The sequence below is a fragment of the Geomonas anaerohicana genome (assembly GCF_016458305.1).
GTDB classification, from domain to species: Bacteria; Desulfobacterota; Desulfuromonadia; order Geobacterales; family Geobacteraceae; genus Geomonas; species Geomonas anaerohicana.
Genome location: NZ_JAEMHL010000008.1, coordinates 1 through 17,593 on the forward strand (window position 1 = coordinate 1; position 17,593 = coordinate 17,593).

Sequence of the window (17,593 nt, forward strand, 5' to 3'; positions counted from 1 at the left end):
TTTCTTGGTCCCACCATCTTTGCCATTTCCGACACCTCCGTTTGGTTGAGGTGTCTACATTAGCGGGGGAGCTTCCCGTCGGGGTTCTGGTTCGCGGTGAGATAAGCGAGCGCATTGCCGGTAATCGTCGCATCGGCGTAACTGGTCGATCTCAGCGTTTGCAGAACGATGGCCGTGTCGAGGATATCGGTTTCATACCCCGCGCCCCCTCCCCATGCCCCTTTCAACTGATCAAGGGCAGCGAGCAGTGAGTCGAGACTGCCGGTGCCGAGGCCGAGGGCTCTGATTCTTTCAGCGGTATAAGCCACCGACGGCGGCGCCTGTCCCTGAAGCCAGGAAAGGCCGTTCGCGTACGGCGTCCCGGCCGACTCGTTCAGCAGTTTCAGGGTATCGAGAGCAGTAACGGTAGCCGCCGTAGCATCGACCATCGAAGAGCCGTTGCTCCACGTTCCGTCAACGCTTTGAGACGAAGCGAGGTAGGACACCCCGCTCGCAACCTGCGGCAACTGGGCGTGGGCCACTGAAACCAGAAGAAAAACGCAGATACCTGCACAGAAGGAAAAAAAGTTACGACGTGCCACACGCCCTCCATAGGTAGATCATGTCAAACATTGAGAACTCTCGGTGCTCAGAGATTTCAACTCTTCACAAAGTAGACGCATGTTAGATTTCGAATCAGTTCTGCTTATAAAATGTCCAACTGACGGGGACGCTTACGCCTTAGCGTACTCGACCTGGAATCTAATACTCTTAAACCTGTTCCCATATGCCTTTCAGTTAATGCCAAATCGAACACTTCTGATGACATCTTCTGGTTTCAGCCCATTAGCCTCTGTTTCTTTAGAGAAATATTTGTGATATATAAAAGAAATCTCCGCAATATCATTAATTGTCAAATAACCCCTTATTAAATCCATGTTGCCCTGCCCAAGTTCATCAAAGAAGCTCATAAATACTTTATGAATTAAATCGAAGTCTTTAACGTTTGTACAAAGTGAATTGACTATGAATGATAATAATCTTGCTTCAGAAAAAGCGATGGTGATGATATTCCCATCGTCATTCTTTGGGTAGAGTATGGGTATTGTATCCATAGCAACGGCTAGCTGCTTGGATTTAACTGCAATTATAATAACCTGAGCTAAAGTATCTTTATACTCTCTGTATTTACGTTTGCGCTTATACATGCTTGCTACTTTTTGTATCTTATCCAATGAATAGAGAAGCAAATCTACATTTTCCACACCTGTGAGGAACCAAGTGAAATAATACTCCATATACGAAAGGGAATAGGCAGCATGGTCAGGTTCTAACAATTTAGAGATGTCGCGTCTGTCACCAGTTTCTTTTGCTATTTGGACGTAACGCAATCCTATAGATGCAAATTCCTTCGCCTTGTCGGCCATCCCGCAAAGAACTACCGCTGGAATAACGGAATAGAGGGATGCTGCAGTGCTGAAGCAGGCTTTCTTCTTCTCCTGGTACTCAACATCTAAAGTCCTTCTTTTTTCTAGCCCAGCAATCAATTGTACGAAGTTACTTTCGAACATTTCCCAATAGTTTGTTTTCATACATGCCTCCACTTGCAATGACACTTTGCTTACAGACCATTAGAAATAACAGCTGCCAAACCTATCTCTGATTGCAACAGTGACATATTAGCGGCAGTAATCCCGGCTATTTTGGGTACAAAAATTCTAACTAATGAACTTACTGTTGCAGCGGCTATAACACTTGTTGTAGTTGAAGTAGCAGTTTGCCTCAACATGTGCCAATTATAGTCAAAATCATCATCTCCATTGATCTGATATGATATCAAGCCACTCTCGGATTGACTTAGCCAATAAGTAATTGTTGCTTTACTATCTCCCATAAACGGTTCAGTTCTTTCCTCTGTAGGCCAGGAAGTTCCGAGCTTCATATCAAAGATTGAATGAAGACCAAATAGAAATCCGTATTTTGCCAATTGAGCAACCCCGGCTTCAGTTTGAGTGTAGGGTTTAATTTCATAATATTCTTTTTCTTTAGTATCTACCAAATCAACATATCCAGCACTAGCGATACCAGTAACAGCTGACAAATAATAATTACTAGTTGATGCATATGGACGATCTTTAAAGAACATGGCTGAGATATGCCTATGTGCAAGAATACCTCTGATCAATTGTGGGACCCAGCCTGTCAAATCCACATAATTAATTGGATTGTTCAGCACATAACCATATTTATGGAGAGTAACTGGTGAGTAAAGATCGCCTGCATACATATCCACACTTGTAAATATTCCAACACGAGGCTGATAATACCTCGCCCGCAGATGATAGAATCCAGTATTGGCGTCGTATCTCTGCCCGGTAAAGAGGAATGAATTTTCCGTCGTGCCGGTTCTGGAAATGAGATTACCGAAGGCATCGTAGTCGAAGGCATCGGTGGCTTCTCCTGCTTCGTTCGTTAACTGCCTTGTTGAGCCCAACCCATCGAAGTGATACCAGGATGTCTGTTCTCCCCGCGTCATGCTGATGAGATCGTCCGCATAGGTGTAGGAGGCAATGACGGTTCCACCGAGTTTATACTCCGCCAATACCTGCGACAGGCTCCGGTTGGCATCAACCAGGTATCTGATCGTCCCTTCCGGGCCGGTGCTCTCGATCCGGTTGCCGTCGGCATCGTAGGCGTAGCTGAGGCTCTGTGTCGGCGTTGTCACCGTTACCAGGCGGTTGTCGTAGTCGTAGCCGTAGGTGGTGGTGCCGCTGACATCGGTTTTGTGCTCCAGGTTCCCGTTCAGGTCGTAGCTGTAGGTGATGCCGTTTTCGCTCAGCAGTTGATCGGTATCGTTGTAGGTGTAGTCGTTGCTGCCCACCGGCTGGCTGGAGTCGGCGTGGGTTTTGTTCTGCCGGTTGCCGACAGCGTCATAGGTGAAGTCGTTGGTGTAGGTCTGGACGATGCTGGGGTCGACGACATCTTCCTTGGTCAGGCGATAAAGATCGTCATACGTGTAACGTCTGCTGATGCCGGTGGCTTCATCGATCCTGGTCCGGTTGCCGATGGGGCCGAGGGTGTAGGCATAGGAGGCAATCACCTGCCCAACGTTGCCTCTGTGGGTGAGCACGGAAAGGCGGTTGTTCTCGTCATACCCGGGACCGAGGGGGACGTTGTTGAGTTCGTTGAGTTCCCGCCTTAATGGGTTACGCTTAAGACATGCCAAGATCCGCCCGTATAGATATCGAAGGTCTGCTTCAGCATGTAATCGTCCGCGGCATCGAGAAAAGAGACATCTTCTACGATGACAAGGACAGGAGAGCCTTTCTCGACCGGCTCTCCCCGATGCTGCTCAAGACCAAGACCCAATGCCTCGCCTGGGCACTCATGTCAAACCACTTCCACCTCCTGCTCCGCCCCACTCAAGGGAAGCTGTCTCAGTTGATGCGGCGCCTGCTGACTGGCTACGCTGTCTCTTTCAACCTTCGCCATCACCGCAGCGGCCACCTTTTCCAGAACCGTTACAAATCAGTCGTCTGCGACGAAGACGCCTATCTGTTGGAGCTCGTTCGCTATATTCACCTCAATCCTTTGCGAGCAGGACTCGCCCCATCCATGGACAAACTTGACTCCTATAAGTGGAGCGGTCATGCCGTCATAATTGGAAGGAAGAAGTTTCCCGGGCAGAATGTCGATGAGGTGCTGCAGCTTTTCGCCAAAAACAGCGCCGACGCAGTGACGAGGTATCGTCAGTTTGTTGCCGATGGGATAGCCTTGGGCAAAAGAGACGAGCTCGTCGGTGGTGGCCTCAAGCGTCATCTCAAATTATCCGCCTCTCGGGACTTTGAGGCCTATGACGAAAGGGTACTCGGCAGCGGTCAGTTCGTTGAGCAACTCTGGAGGGAGACACAGGATCTCACTCCTGTTGAAGCCAACCTGCCATTGGATGAACTAGCCGATCAAGTTGCAGCTGCATTTGGCCTTGAGACCGAGGCGTTGCGACATGGAAGCAAGCGCAAGGAACTCGCTAACGCACGTGCCGTCTTGTGCTATATTGCCACCAGAAAACTGGGCTATAGCGGCGTCAAGTTATCAAAGACCCTTGGTCTCTCCCCTTCAGGAATCGTCTTGGCAGCAAAAAGAGGTGAAGCCCTCTACAACAAAATGCCTATCCTGCATGTTATTGGCTGAATAAACTCAACGAACTCAACTACGTCCCCCTCGCCATATTACTCAGAGATTTGGTCGGTCGCTAGCCGTTACCAAAGGTGGATTTTCACCACCAACTCATTGCCGGCTTTAACCGGCGCTTTCTACCTGTCCCCCTCTATTTTTTTCTCCAAATACACTCACCAGCTTTGTTAATGTAAAGATCTCCCTGCTCATCCCGAACCCACGCGACTCCGTGTGTGAATTCCCTCAATACAGTCAAAAATCTTTCTTTGATTACCACATTGCCTTCCGTGTCCATAAAACCGATTTTGTCACCGGTTTTAGCGAACCTACCCAGGCCTTCGAAGAAGCTTCCAAGGAAGCGAAGTGTAGGCTCGATGACCCAGTCGCCGCTCCTGTCTATAGCGCCAAAGAAATGATCCCGCTTCCTTTTTTCGCACGCGACGGCAAGTCCACATTGAAATGCAGACAGTGTCGTTAAGTACTTGAATGGGAGTACCTCCTTACCAGACGTGTCAATAAATCCGGTCAATTCAGCCTTACCAACTGTGAGATCAACTGCTGCAAGTCCCTCTGAGAATTCCCCTGATGCTGTGTATTTTGGAGCGATGGCCCAAGCACCGGTGATATCGCGGTAACCATACATGCCTGTTGATTCGTCACCTGCTGCAATTAAGCCATGCGAAAAAGCCGACATTCCTTTCGAGCCAACGCTTTCAATTATTATGTTCCCAGCAAGATCGATGTAGGGACCGAGGGGGACGTTGTTGAGTTCGTTGAGTTCCCGCCTTAATGGGTTACGCTTAAGACATGCCAAGATCCGCCCGTATAGATATCGAAGGTCTGCTTCAGCATGTAATCGTCCGCGGCATCGAGAAAAGAGACATCTTCTACGATGACAAGGACAGGAGAGCCTTTCTCGACCGGCTCTCCCCGATGCTGCTCAAGACCAAGACCCAATGCCTCGCCTGGGCACTCATGTCAAACCACTTCCACCTCCTGCTCCGCCCCACTCAAGGGAAGCTGTCTCAGTTGATGCGGCGCCTGCTGACTGGCTACGCTGTCTCTTTCAACCTTCGCCATCACCGCAGCGGCCACCTTTTCCAGAACCGTTACAAATCAATCGTCTGCGACGAAGACGCCTACCTGTTGGAGCTCGTTCGCTATATTCACCTCAATCCTTTGCGAGCAGGACTCGCCCCATCCATGGACAAACTTGACTCCTATAAGTGGAGCGGTCATGCCGTCATAATTGGAAGGAAGAAGTTTCCCGGGCAGAATGTCGATGAGGTGCTGCAGCTTTTCGCCAACAACAGCGCCGACGCAGTGACGAGGTATCGTCAGTTTGTTGCCGATGGGATAGCCTTGGGCAAAAGAGACGAGCTCGTCGGTGGTGGCCTCAAGCGTCATCTCAAATTATCCGCCTCTCGGGACTTTGAGGCATATGACGAAAGGGTACTCGGCAGCGGTCAGTTCGTTGAGCAGCTCTGGAGGGAGACACAGGATCTCACTCCTGTTGAAGCCACCCTGCCATTGGATGAACTAGCCGATCAAGTTGCAGCTGCATTTGACCTTGAGACCGAGGCGTTGCGGCATGGAAGCAAGCGCAAGGAACTCGCTAACGCACGTGCCGTCTTGTGCTATATAGCCACCAGAAAACTGGGCTATAGCGGCGTCAAGTTATCAAAGACCCTTGGTCTCTCACCTTCAGGAATCGTCTTGGCAGCAAAAAGAGGTGAAGTCCTCTACAACAAAATGCCTATCCTGCATGTTATTGGCTGAATAAACTCAACGAACTCAACTACGTCCCCCTCGCGCCTACAAAATGCCTATCCTGCATGTTATTGGCTGAATAAACTCAACGAACTCAACTACGTCCCCTCGCCCCCTGCCCCGTCACCTTTGCCCTGAAACAACTTGGTATCGCCAGTGCTCTTCAGTGGATAAGCTAGGCTCATATTTTGCTGACAGCAACTCGTCGATTGTTATGGTTTCATTGAAATCCGGATAGTCCCCAAAGCCGTCTCTGAAGTAAAAAACCTTCCCCTCACAGCTCTTGCTTATTAAATATGTAATAATTTTTCTTATTGATTCTCTTTCTTCGTTTTTTCCTAAAAAGAAACTAAGCACAATATAATATGAATTGGGGTTTGAGCTCGGAATGACTTCAACTGACTTATATATACCTGCTTGATGCCAAATTTCTGTTATTGCTAACTGAATTTCAGCTGAATCATTATTACTTGGCATTATTTCGAATGTCACAACTGCACTCATAGTTTATCTCCTGCTACTTTTTAAAAATTGTTGGATTCAGGCCATACTACAAAATGTTGGGCCATATTCGGTACCTTGTGATAGTGAATTGTGTATTTGTACCCTTGTGCTGCGTACATATCTAGCGCATGATAATCAACCCTAAACACCCACGGCTTATCGTTCTGATTGTACCTATTTACCAGCCTCACACCAATTACTCTTCCATGTGTACCACCAAAACCTGCCACCAATCCTGGGCCTGTTGGAGAAATGTTTGGGAAAAACCTCTCTTTGGTTGACGTTTTCCCAGTAGGCATCATAACCGCAACCTGCCACTTTGTCGGATCCTTTTTTTTATTTAGTTCTCTTTTGACCAAATTAACCGCGTCAAGTTGTCTTAGTGCATCAAAAGTTGAGCTTATTGCATCACTTCCTTCTAGATCTGTGTTCGTTTCTTCTATACTTGGAATAGCTGTTGTTATTGTTGATTCCAGATTTGATGACGTTGTAGTGGCTTGTGTTTGGATCAGAAGTTCTCTTACTGATAAGGTGGCAATTGTTACAATTGTCAACCGGATCAAGTTGGCCTCTAAAATATCTTCAAGCATCAGCCCCGTTGGGTCGATTTTGTTAACTGGGTCTCCGCCCGAATACGCGTATTTATGGAGTGAGACAGGTACATAGGGGTCACCGACAAAAGGATCAAGAGCCGTAAACCTCCCGGAAGATGGCTGATAATATCTTGCACGTAAATGATAGAACCCAAGACTTGGGTCATACTGTTGACCATTAAAAAGGAAATCATTACTTGTTGTTCCGGTGCTGACAATAGATGCTCCAAAAGCATCGTATTCGTATTTGTCCGTATTTGTAGCAGTTGCATTGGTCAGTTGTCGTATCGAGCCAAGGCCGTCGAAATGATAGTAAAAAGTCTGACCGCCGCGACTCATGCTGATGAGGTTGTCGGCATAGGTGTAGCTGGCGGTGGCGCTGCTGTCAGCCTTATACTCTGCGATAACCTGCGATAACGATCGGTTCGTATCGACCAAGTGCCATGTGTCGCCTGCTGCAGTAGTTATCCCTACTCTGTTTCCATCGACATCGTAGTGATAAGCAACTGCGCCGGACAACGAAACCACATTCACCATCCGATCATCATAGTTGTAGCTGTAGGTCGTAGTCCCGCTCGCGTCGGTCTTGCTCGCAAGGTTGCCGTTTAGATCGTAGGTGTAGGTGATCCCGTTCTCGGTCAGGAGTTGGTCGGCGTTGTTGTAGGTATAGTCGGTCGAGACGGCAGGCTGCTCGTATGCGGCATAGGTTTTGTTCTGCCTGTTGCCTACGGCGTCGTAGCTGAAGTCGTTGCTGTAGGTCTGAGTGTTGGCGGGATCGACAACCTGCTCTCTCGTGAGACGGTACAGGTTGTCGTAGGTGTATTGCCTGCTGATGCCGCTCAACTCGTCGATCTTGGTGCGATTGCCGGCCGCACCCAGCGTGTAGCTGTAGGAGGCGAAGAACTGCCCCGCGGGGTTCTTGTGGGAGAGGTTCGTCAGACGGTTGTTTATGTCGTAGGTGTACGCAACGCTGGTGCCGTTCGGATAGGCAAGGCCGGTACGGTTGCCGGCGGCATCGTAGGTGTAGGTCGTTACGTTGCCCTGAGGGTCGCGGACTTCCCTCAGCCTTCCGCCGCTGGTGTAGATGTAGGAGATGGTTCCAGCAAAGCTGGAAATGCTGCCGATGTTAGCGTTGGCGTTGTAGGTGTAGCCGATCCCCTTGCCGTCAGGGTTGGTCACCTGGAGCAGGCGGTCGCGCTTGGTGTCGTAGGTGTAGCTGGTGGTGCCGCGCTTGTCGATTGCGGTAGCGCGCTTACCGGTGTTCGTGTAGCTGAACTTGACGGTGGAGCCGTCCGGGTACAGTCGGGTCAGCAGCCTTCCCTTAGAATCGTAGGCGTACTCTATCTTCTGTCCTTTGGCATCGGTCTTGGCGATCCGATTCCCGGCCGCATCATAGCCGTAGCTCTCGACGCCGCCATTGGGCATCGTCTTCGACGCCATACGGTTCTGAGCATCGAAGGTAAAGGTGGTGCGGTTGCCTCTGGCGTCGACAATGGCGGTCCTGTTGTTGTTCAGGTCGTACTCATAGCGGGTGATGCCGGCCATGGCATCGGTGACACTCGCCAAGTTCCCGCTGGCATCGTAGCTGAATTGAGTGGTAATCCCAGCCGCATCCGTCTCGGATGCCTTTCTCCCCAGTTCGTCGTAAGCGACCGTGGTCTTTTGACCGCCGGGAAGGATGGTTGCGGTCAACCGATTGAGGGCATCGTACACGAAACTGGTGGCATGGCCGTTGGCGTCGATCTGCTTCACCTGATTGCCATTGCCGTCGTACTCGAAGCTGGTGGCATGCCCCTCCGGATCTATGGTCTTCACCATCCTGCCGAGGATGTCGTACTCCTTGGTGGTGACGTTGCCCAAAGCATCGGTGACGCTGGTCTGACGCCCGGCTGCATCGTAGCCGTAAAGCTTCGTGGTCTCATCGGGATAGATGGTCTTGACCAACTGCTTGTTGGCGTTGTAGACGCTGGTGGTGACCCGGCCGAGTTGGTCGGTGCTGGTGACGCGGTTGCCTTCGGCGTCGTAACCGGCCTTGGTTGAGGTGCCATCCGCGTGCTTGGTCTCAATCAGCCTGTTTGCCGAGTCGTAGACGTAGGAAGTGACCAGGCCAAGAGGACTGGTCTCGGCAACCTTGTTCCCTGCCTTGTCGTACTCGTATTTCGTGGTGATTCCCGGAGCACTGGTTGTGGCAAGAAGCCTGCCGTTGGCGTCATAGGTATTGGTCCTGACGTTGCCCCGCGGATCGGTCTCGGTGAGTTTGTTCCCCCTGCTGTCATAGACGTAGGTCGTGACGGCACCGGACGCGGTGGTCTGCCTGGTCATGTTCCCATAGCTGTCGTATTCGTAGCTCGTGGTGTGGTTCAGAGCATCCGTCGTCGACAGCACGTTCCCTTTGGCGTCATAGCTGTTCTTCGTGACGTTGCCCAAGGCATCGGTCGTGGTGAGCAGATTGCCGTTGGCATCGTAGCTGTTGGTGGTGACATGGCCGAGCGGGTCGGTGGTTGTGAGCAGCTTGCCGAGACTGTTGTAGGTGTGAGTGGTCTTCAGCGCCTGTCCATCAATCACCTTCGTCTCCGACAGCACGTTCCTCTTCGCGTCGTAGGTCCAGGTGGTCTTGTTCCCGAGCGGATCGGTTTCGCTCAGCTTGTTGCCGACACTGTCGTAGCTGTAGCTGACGGACTTGCCGAGGGGATCGGTCTTCTTCAGCACCCGCCCCTGCTCGTCGTAGATGAAGACGGTGACGTTGCCGTTTCTGTCCTTTACGACTTCCTGCCTGCCGGCGATGTCGTGGGTGTACTCGATCCGCTTCCCTTCGGCGTCGATATGGGCGGTGAGTCTGCCGGAGTTGTCGTACTCGTTTCTGACCGCCCTTCTCCCCAACGGATCGATGATGTCGATCAGCCCATGGGAGGCGTTGTAGGTGTAACGGGTGACGTTGCCCGCCTGGTCGGTGACCGAGGCGAGGTTCCCGTCGGCGTCGTAGCTGAAGAGGATCGGCTTCCCGCTGGGGTCGGTGATGTGGGTGATGCGCCCTTTCAAGTCGCGGGCAAACGAGACACTCTTGCCCGAGGAATGGGTGATGCCGTTGCTGCCGTAGGTAAGCGTGTTGCTATTGGTGTCCTTGACGCTCCTCACCCCGACGTTCTGGTCCAGTTCATAGACCGCTCCGTCGGCGGTGGTCAGGGTGTACTGGGACGGGTTGTAGGGCTCCAGGGAATCGAGGTCGAACAGAACCCCGCTGGAACTGTAGTAGACCTGACCGACGTTTCTCGCCTTGATAGTGGAGGTGGTGCCGGGACGGGGCGTGTAGCTTATGGTCGGATACTGGATGGGCACCAGCGCCTGGCATTTCGGGGTGACGGTCATGTCGAACTCTTCCACCCTACCATCCGGAAGGGTCACGGCGACGTAGCGCTCCCCCTCGCCCCCGACGCAGTAGGTCGGGAAGTCGCCGCCGCTGGAGATCTGGCTCCAACCGAGACCGGGGTTCTGGTTCTCCTCGGTCTTCACGTTCTGTATGTCGATGTTCCACCCGAACCCGAAGTCGCCGCTCTTCTTGTCGCGGCTGTCGTAGCTGCGGGTCACCGTAACCGGGATCCCGGCCAGCGGGATATTTACGTCGGTGAAGGAAACCGTGAAGTTGCCGACCTTGAGGTCGCCGGTGACGCGGTAGGTGGTCGAATAGGTGCTGGTGTTGCCATTGGCATCCCACGCGGTCAGCACCACGTCGTAGAGGCCGTTTTTCATCTGGGTCGGGTCGAGCCGCCCCAGCACGCCGTTGACAACGGGTCTGGATCCCTTGGCGAACACGGTGTAAGGCGACTTGCCTGCCGGCGCGTAGGCGAGCGTGTATTCAACGAGGTTGTTGTCGGTAACGGTGCCGACAATGTCGGCAGGGGCAGTTATCGCCGCCCCGGCCACAGGGGAGCCTATCGCGATGACGGGTGCGGCCTTGTCGGTGGGGTCAAGAATGGCGAAGGTGGCGCTGGCAGTCCCCACATTGAGGGAGATGTCCTTCGCCGTCACTTCAACAGTGTGAATGCTCCCGGGTGCAAACCCGGCGGTGTCGATCTTGGTGACCGGGGCGGTGACTGCGACCGAAGTACCATCGACGCTCATCGCTACGGAGGAGATCCCGACCAGGTCGGTCGCGTCCACGGAAACGCCAACGGGGGAGCCGGCGGCGTAGAGTGCCGGCGAGCGGTCGAAGGTCACTTTGACTGCAGGCGCCTCGGTATCGGCCTGCGCCCCTGTGGAAATCACCATATCGACGGCGCTGCCGCGTCCGGCACTCGTCCCACCTGCAGGGCTCTGGGCCGCCACCTTGCCTGCCTCGACAGTGAGGTCGATCGCCGCGCTTACGGCTCCAACAGAAAGCCCAGCCCTCTTCACCGCCGTCCTGGCATCCTCGGTGGGCATCCCGGTGACCGTCGGGATGGTCACGATGGCGGGATACGCAGTCACGGTGACGCTGTCGGCCAAGCTCGTTTTCTTGCCGTCGCTTACCGTCAACTCGGCGACGTAGGCGCCCGCTACGTCCGCCGTGAAGGAAGCCACCGCAGTCGTCCCGTCGGCGATAACGGCGCTGCTTCCCTGTGGAACGGAAACAAGACGCCACTGGAAGACCAGGGGATCGTTATTCGGGTCGGCGGAGCGGCTTCCATCCAGCGTCACGAGATCGCCTGTCCCCACAACCTGGTCAACGCCCGCATCGGCGACCGGCCTGCCGTTTTTGTCGGCGATGATGGGAGTGCCGGCCGCATCGCAGAGAAAGCTCAGGTAGGTGGCCATGCAGGCGCCGGTGGGAACGCTGGGCGAAGCGAGGTCGACATAGCATCCGAGCCGGTCCCCGAGCCTGTCGTAGAGGAGACTGGTGGTCAGAAGGTCAAGAAGGTCGCCAGCAGGGGTGGCAGGGAGACCGCTCAATCCGGCGGATACGCCCCCGACACCGTCGACGAACGAAGTGGTGATGATGGCCTGCGACAGAGCCACAGGCGGTTCCACGTTGCCCGGCAGCAAGGCGAAGTGGATACTCTTGCCGGGCCAGGTGAGTCCCTGCACCAGGGTCGGCGGGCCGACGAGGTTGGAATAGTTGTTCCCCGACCACGACGAGATGGACTCGTACCCCACACCGGACCAGTTGCCGATACTGACGTTGCGTTGCGGCACGACCAGGGTGAGACCGGCCCCGGCGTCATTGGCTACCGACTGCTTCACCTCGTCCCAGAGTAGGAGCTTGCCCACCGCCGTCGAGCTGTTGGAGGGGGTGACCCGGTAGAGCGGAAGCGACTGCTCGCTTGCCGTCGTCATGGCTTCCACCGCGGACAAGGAGGTCACCGCGCCCTGCGGTGAGGAGAGCAGATACTTCTGCAGGCCGGATGCGGCCGCGGAGGCATCCAGCCCGGAGACTATGAGGTACTTCTTCACCTTGTCGCGGTTGCCGTCCTTGGCGGCGACGGCGACCTGGTATCCCAACTCCGCGTTTGAGGGCCCGGCGACGGTCAGGCCGGTCGGAATGCCGAAGAAGTAGTTGGTGGAAAACATGAGGGAAACCACGGAGGACGAAGGACGCCGCACCTCGGCGACCCCCATCACCCTGGCCCTGACGCCGTTCAGCGAATCGATCTCGGCAAGGCTCGCCTGCGCCGAGGCATAAAGGAAGCTGCCGATAACATCGTCCTTGGTGAGACCGGAAACCTTCCCGGAGCCAAGACGTGCGGCGGTCTCCTCCAACGCTGTCTTGGTCAGCTCGAGATGCTGCACCGAAACCGGCCCCAGACCGAAGGCGATGCCGAGATACTCGCCCGCCTTGAGCAGGAACTCCTGGCCGCCGGCAGTAATGTTGGGATCGCTGATCTGGATGCTGAGCTGTTCGTATCCCCCAAGGTTTGCCCCTACCCCGGAAGCGACCACGACACCATCTACGCGCAGTTCAGCCTTGACCTGCATGAGGTAGGCGGGAAGCGAGGAAGGGTATTCGCTCAGGGTGATCGGCGTCCCGTCGGCATGGGGACGGGGACCATAGGCCGCGAGCACCGCCTCATCGGCAGCCGTTGCCGGGCTGTAGCTCAAGGTGACCCGTTTTCCCGCCAGCTTGGGAAGGCTGGTGGTCAAGGAGAGGGTCGTCTCGGAGTAATTGGGGGAAAGAGTGTCGTTGTTGACCAGTTTGAAGGTGACGCTGTGCCTGAGGCTTTCCGGGATTTCGCTGAATTCACTACCTCTGACGACGGTACGGTACGGGAGGGTGCCGAGCAGGTACGGGTACTCCTGCCCCAAGATCTCCGTGGAGCCGACAACCTGGCTTACCGTCGCGCCGGGGCGCTCCGTGGTCAGAAAGCTTTGCAGGGAGTTGCGAAACGGCTCCTGCAGTTGCTTGACCGATGAGCATTGCACGCCGGTCGCGTACCCCTCCGCCTCGTTGATGGTGGCCGATCCGGTCAGCTTGGCAACAAAATCCTGCGCATCGAAAGCGGCAGCGCTGAAGTCCGCCCCTGCTACGGCGTTATGCAGTTTGAAGCTGGCATCGAGAGGAATCCAGGTATCCTCGTGCCCGGCCTGGTGACGCGCCCCGCGCGAGGGGAGGTAGTCAAGCCACGCCTCGACCCAAACATGCTCGAGCTGGACCTTCTGGATGGCACCGCCGGAGTAGACCGGCTTCACCGGCGTCCCGGCTGAACCAAGGAGCTCCACCGTGGCGAGGGCGTCGGTCGAAGCGCCGACCCAGGCGACCGCTTTGTCGACAGGGACCTCGATGGTCCCCAGGACGTAACGGGCGTGGATGCCGGAAGCGCGCAGCAGGGCGATGAGCAACGAAGAGGTGTCGAAGGCGTTGCCCTTGCCGGTGACCAGGGTGAGGTGCGCCCCCTGAATGGAGCCCCAGGTAGGCACGTACTCGATGTTGTTCCGGACCCAGTTGTAGATCTTGACCGGATTGTGCTCCAGCTCCTGCGCCTTCGCCCTGATTTCCGGCGTGAGCTGGACCTCGAGGTTTTCGGCCAGATCGTCAGACCCTATCAGGCCGGCAAGGGAACCGGTGGATGCCACCACGATCCGCCTCTGGTCGAGCCAGGAATGCTTGTCCCTCTTGAGGTCGCGCTCGAAGTCCTCTTTCTTCAATCTCGGTTCGCGCTTGGAAGCCTCCGGCTGTCCTTTGAGGGACCGCTCCGCCCCGCTTTTGCGGTGCTGCAGCTGGGCCTTGGCACCTTGCAGGTGACGCGAAAGCCTCTCCAACCCGGCGTCGGCCTCCCCCCCGCCCCCGGCTTTCTCCACCCGTCCGATGTTCTCCTTCAGTTGGGCAACGTTCTCCTCGTAATGCTTCACGAAGGCGCGATGGCGTTCCCGAATCTCCGCGGGGAGGTCAGCGTCCACGAGCCGCTGGGTTGTCTGCACCAGCTGTTTCCGAATCTCCCTGTCGAGCCTTGACACTTCGATCCCGGCATCAACGGCTCTGCGCTTCTTAGTCGCAGCGTCCATTTTGGCATCGGCGACCACGTCTGCCAGTTCTGCAGTCAAACGGGAAAGTCGCTCCAGGGAGTCTTCAGCCCGCGCCGCTTGCTGTTGGGCGCCCCCTTTCGCATCATCCGCAGCATATGCAAAGCCGAAGCGCTCACCGGCACCCGATGTAATAAAGCTGAGGACAAAAACAACGACTGCAAAAACAAGCGACTTTTTCCGCAACATCATCCCTCCAAAAGCCAAATAATAAGAAAGCCCGCCGAAATGAAATGGCGGGCTCTTCCCTTACCACTTCGGTAACCCCTCTTTCCAGACCGTCAACTTTCCTGGATAGGTGGCTTTGCGTCCCCGGGTCACCCCGGGTTTGCCGGTTCGGTGCGTCATGTAAAAGATGGTTATTAATATTTCATTCAAATATTCTTGTCAACACTATCATTCAGAGAAATGAATAGATGGATCGGACTGCTCTATACTGCAGTACGGCTGCTGATGGAAGGGACCACGGCAGTGGGAAGCAATGAAGCGCTCACCGTGTTCAAAGCACATCCGCAAGCGGTCTGTCCTTGATTTGACCATGCCCCATATGGACGGGGCGCAGTGCTTGAGGGAATTTAAGCATCGAAAAAGTCCTGAGATGATACCCCGTGTGATTTCTCCAGTTTAAATTCCGGCCTAAAGATCACTGCCGTCTTAGCGCTTTTCTAAACTCCCAAGGCGGCTGCGGATTCCCCAGCCGCCACAGCCCCCGCTGCTCGCGCCTGGCCTCTTCCTCAGCCTGAAATAGCCTGAGGCATACGGCCGCTCCAGATACCGCTAGTAGGCCCAGGCGCCCCCCCCCTCCCGCACCATCTCCTGATTGATGTCCCGCCCTCCAAGGCGCACGACAGATACCACCCGCCGGTACCGATGTAAAGAGACCGGATCTGGCGAAATTGGAAATGAAAGCACGGCTACGCTACACCGTGAGATAGGACGAGAGGCTTGAACAACGGCCAAAAGGATGCACAAAAGGATGCAAATCGTTTAGGATGTAAACAAAAAGGGCTACCCGAAACCGGATAACCCTTTGATTTTATTACTGGTGCGAGAGAGGGGACTTGAACCCCTATACCTTGCGGTGCCAGATCCTAAGTCTGGTGCGTCTGCCAATTCCGCCACTCTCGCAAAATCGAACAGTTGAAACAACAAACCCCGCTGGTAAACGGGGTTGTCTTTATAGGTTGGGGTGGGTAGTGGGATTCGAACCCACGTATGAACGAGTCACAGTCGTTTGTGTTAACCGCTTCACCATACCCACCATATTCAATTGTGGCACGCCTGAGAGGGTTCGAACCTCTGACCTACGGCTTAGAAGGCCGTTGCTCTATCCAGCTGAGCTACAGGCGCAGAAGTAAAGCCCTGCAATGAGTGGTCGGGGTGAGAGGATTCGAACCTCCGGCCCCCTGCTCCCAAGGCAGGTGCGCTAGCCAGGCTGCGCTACACCCCGATTCAAGAACCACGTTTATAGCACAGGGTTTCTGGCTGTGCAACATCTTTTTTCTGTAAACAGAACCATGATGAACAGGGATAAAAGGGATGAAACGGATAACGTCCCGACAAGGTTTAACCATCCCCTTTATCACTTTTATCCCTGTTAAATGGTTTTCTGTTCTTTCTTTGCGTCTTGGCGTCTTAGCGTGAGGACAGCGCCTCTTTCAACATCTGCATGGCCCGTCCCCGATGGCTGATGGCGTTCTTCACATCCATGGGAAGCTCGGAGAAGGTCTGCCCGTACTCGGGGACCAGGAACAGGGGATCATACCCGAACCCCCCGTCGCCGCGCGGCGCCTCAAGTATCTCACCGGCCAGCATGCCGTCGAAGGTCTGACAGGTCCCGTCCGGGAGGCAGAGCGCGATGACGCAGTGAAACGCCCCGGTGCGCTCCGCACGCGACACGCCGGAGAGCTCCTTCAGAAGCAGCGCATTGTTATCGGCATCGCTGGCATGCTCGCCGGCAAAGCGTGCCGAGAAAACCCCGGGACGCCCGCCCAGACAGTCGACGCAGAGCCCGGAATCGTCGGCCAGGACCGGCTTGCCGGTGAACCTGGCCGCGGAGAGCGCCTTCTTGATGGCGTTGGCCTCGAAGGTGTCCCCGTCCTCCACTACATCCGGGAGTTCCGGAAAATCGGCGGGAGACAGGATGGTGTCCACCACCCCGCGCAAGAGTTCGGCAAACTCCTTCAGCTTCCCCTTGTTGCCCGATGCCACCAGGAGCTCTTTCATGCCTGAAGCGCCTCCCGCTGCAGTTCGAAGAGCCGGGAGAGCCCGAGCATGGCGTGGCTGCGCATGGCGTCCATCTGCTCGATGGTGAACGGCTCCGCCTCGGCGGTTCCCTGCACCTCGACGAAGCGCATCGAGGAGGTCATCACGAAGTTCATGTCGACCTCGGCATTGGAGTCCTCCGGATAGTCGAGATCGAGGAAGGGAGTGCCGTCGATGATGCCGACGCTCACCGCCGCCACCGCCTCGCGCAGCGGGCTCTCCGCGAGTTCCCCGTTGTTGACCAGGGTCTGCAGTGCATCGGCCAACGCCACGTAAGCGCCGGTGATGGAAGCGGTGCGGGTGCCGCCGTCGGCCTGGATCACGTCGCAATCGATGAGGATGGAACGCTCGCCCAGCTTCTCCATGTCCACCACCGCGCGCAGCGATCTGCCGATCAGGCGCTGGATCTCGTGGGTGCGTCCCGTGAGTTTCCCTTTCGCGGACTCGCGCTGGTTGCGGGTGTGGGTTGCGCGCGGCAGCATGCAGTACTCGGCGGTCACCCAGCCGGTCCCCTTCCCTTTCAGGAACGAAGGCACCTTCGCCTCGACGGTCGCGTTGCAGATGACCTTGGTGTCGCCGAACTCGATCAGGACCGATCCTTCGGCGTGTTTGAGGTAGTTGCGGGTGATCTTCACATCTCTCAGTGCGTCGGCCGCGCGGCCGTTGGTGCGTGTCATGCTCTCTCCAAAACCCGTTCAACGTTCAACGTTCAACGTTCGTTATGCTGCTGCCCCTCATGCCGCCCTTTCCCGGCGGCTACATCTTTTCTTTCGTTCACCATCAGCAGCCGAAGCCAGCAGGTCCACCTGTTTACT

10 protein-coding genes, 4 tRNA genes and 1 riboswitch are annotated in these 17,593 nt (G+C 55.2%); of the genes, 2 read left to right on the forward strand and 12 right to left on the reverse strand.

The window, feature by feature from the left end:
* Positions 1–59: 59 nt before the first annotated feature.
* The 3 genes from JFN91_RS14740 to JFN91_RS14750 all read right to left on the reverse strand — a co-directional run bounded on the left by JFN91_RS14740 (position 60) and on the right by JFN91_RS14750 (position 3,205).
* The gene (locus tag JFN91_RS14740) at positions 60–581 is read right to left on the reverse strand and encodes a hypothetical protein (protein WP_199389955.1); all 522 of its coding nucleotides are present in this window, start codon (positions 579–581) and stop codon (positions 60–62) included.
* A gap of 192 nt (positions 582–773) precedes the next feature.
* Complete coding sequence (locus JFN91_RS14745; protein ID WP_199389956.1) at positions 774–1,571, reverse strand: hypothetical protein; 798 nt, start codon at positions 1,569–1,571, stop codon at positions 774–776.
* Between the two features lie 29 nt (positions 1,572–1,600).
* The gene (locus JFN91_RS14750; protein ID WP_199389957.1) at positions 1,601–3,205 is read right to left on the reverse strand and encodes an RHS repeat domain-containing protein; all 1,605 of its coding nucleotides are present in this window, start codon (positions 3,203–3,205) and stop codon (positions 1,601–1,603) included.
* On the opposite strand from JFN91_RS14750, the gene JFN91_RS14755 reads away from it, so the two are divergent.
* Positions 3,199–4,170 carry a transposase gene (locus JFN91_RS14755; RefSeq protein ID WP_199389958.1) on the forward strand — a complete coding sequence of 324 codons (972 nt, stop codon included), beginning with the start codon at positions 3,199–3,201 and terminating at the stop codon, positions 4,168–4,170. The genes JFN91_RS14750 and JFN91_RS14755 overlap by 7 nt on opposite strands.
* Positions 4,171–4,306: 136 nt before the next feature.
* Here the strand turns inward: JFN91_RS14755 and JFN91_RS14760 are convergent, their stop codons facing one another.
* Positions 4,307–4,969 (reverse strand): WG repeat-containing protein, encoded by a 663-nt coding sequence (locus JFN91_RS14760; RefSeq protein ID WP_199389959.1) that lies wholly within the window; start codon positions 4,967–4,969, stop codon positions 4,307–4,309.
* Here JFN91_RS14760 and JFN91_RS14765 point away from each other — a divergent pair.
* Positions 4,963–5,934: a transposase gene (locus JFN91_RS14765; RefSeq protein ID WP_199389960.1), complete on the forward strand. Its 972-nt coding sequence runs from the start codon at positions 4,963–4,965 to the stop codon at positions 5,932–5,934. The genes JFN91_RS14760 and JFN91_RS14765 overlap by 7 nt on opposite strands.
* A 114-nt stretch (positions 5,935–6,048) precedes the next feature.
* Here the strand turns inward: JFN91_RS14765 and JFN91_RS14770 are convergent, their stop codons facing one another.
* The 8 genes from JFN91_RS14770 to rph all read right to left on the reverse strand — a co-directional run bounded on the left by JFN91_RS14770 (position 6,049) and on the right by rph (position 17,455).
* A complete protein-coding gene (locus tag JFN91_RS14770; RefSeq protein WP_199389961.1) occupies positions 6,049–6,429 on the reverse strand; it encodes a hypothetical protein in 381 nt (126 codons plus the stop codon).
* Between the two features lie 20 nt (positions 6,430–6,449).
* Positions 6,450–14,534 (reverse strand): RHS repeat-associated core domain-containing protein, encoded by an 8,085-nt coding sequence (locus tag JFN91_RS14775; protein WP_199389962.1) that lies wholly within the window; start codon positions 14,532–14,534, stop codon positions 6,450–6,452.
* Between the two features lie 235 nt (positions 14,535–14,769).
* A riboswitch (cyclic di-GMP riboswitch) is annotated at positions 14,770–14,856 on the reverse strand.
* Positions 14,857–15,556: 700 nt separating this feature from the next.
* Positions 15,557–15,641, reverse strand: a tRNA-Leu gene (locus tag JFN91_RS14780).
* 57 nt (positions 15,642–15,698) lie between these two features.
* Positions 15,699–15,774, reverse strand: a tRNA-His gene (locus JFN91_RS14785).
* A 12-nt stretch (positions 15,775–15,786) separates the two neighbouring features.
* A tRNA-Arg gene (locus tag JFN91_RS14790) sits at positions 15,787–15,863 on the reverse strand.
* A 22-nt stretch (positions 15,864–15,885) separates the two neighbouring features.
* Positions 15,886–15,963: transfer RNA gene (locus tag JFN91_RS14795), tRNA-Pro, on the reverse strand.
* A 185-nt stretch (positions 15,964–16,148) separates the two neighbouring features.
* A complete protein-coding gene (locus tag JFN91_RS14800; RefSeq protein WP_199389963.1) occupies positions 16,149–16,739 on the reverse strand; it encodes an XTP/dITP diphosphatase in 591 nt (196 codons plus the stop codon).
* Positions 16,736–17,455, reverse strand: a complete 720-nt coding sequence (rph, locus tag JFN91_RS14805) for a ribonuclease PH (RefSeq protein WP_199389964.1) — start codon at positions 17,453–17,455, stop codon at positions 16,736–16,738. Before rph ends, JFN91_RS14800 begins: the two co-directional genes overlap by 4 nt.
* Between the last annotated feature and the right edge of the window lie 138 nt (positions 17,456–17,593).

Excerpts from the sequence above, each read along its gene's own strand:
- JFN91_RS14745 (WP_199389956.1), bottom strand. The coding sequence starts at position 1,571 with ATGAAAACAAACTATTGGGAAATGTTCGAAAGTAACTTCGTACAATTG.
- JFN91_RS14755 (WP_199389958.1), top strand. The coding sequence starts at position 3,199 with ATGCCAAGATCCGCCCGTATAGATATCGAAGGTCTGCTTCAGCATGTA.
- JFN91_RS14765 (WP_199389960.1), top strand. The coding sequence starts at position 4,963 with ATGCCAAGATCCGCCCGTATAGATATCGAAGGTCTGCTTCAGCATGTA.
- JFN91_RS14770 (WP_199389961.1), bottom strand. The coding sequence starts at position 6,429 with ATGAGTGCAGTTGTGACATTCGAAATAATGCCAAGTAATAATGATTCA.
- JFN91_RS14800 (WP_199389963.1), bottom strand. The coding sequence starts at position 16,739 with ATGAAAGAGCTCCTGGTGGCATCGGGCAACAAGGGGAAGCTGAAGGAG.
- rph (WP_199389964.1), bottom strand. The coding sequence starts at position 17,455 with ATGACACGCACCAACGGCCGCGCGGCCGACGCACTGAGAGATGTGAAG.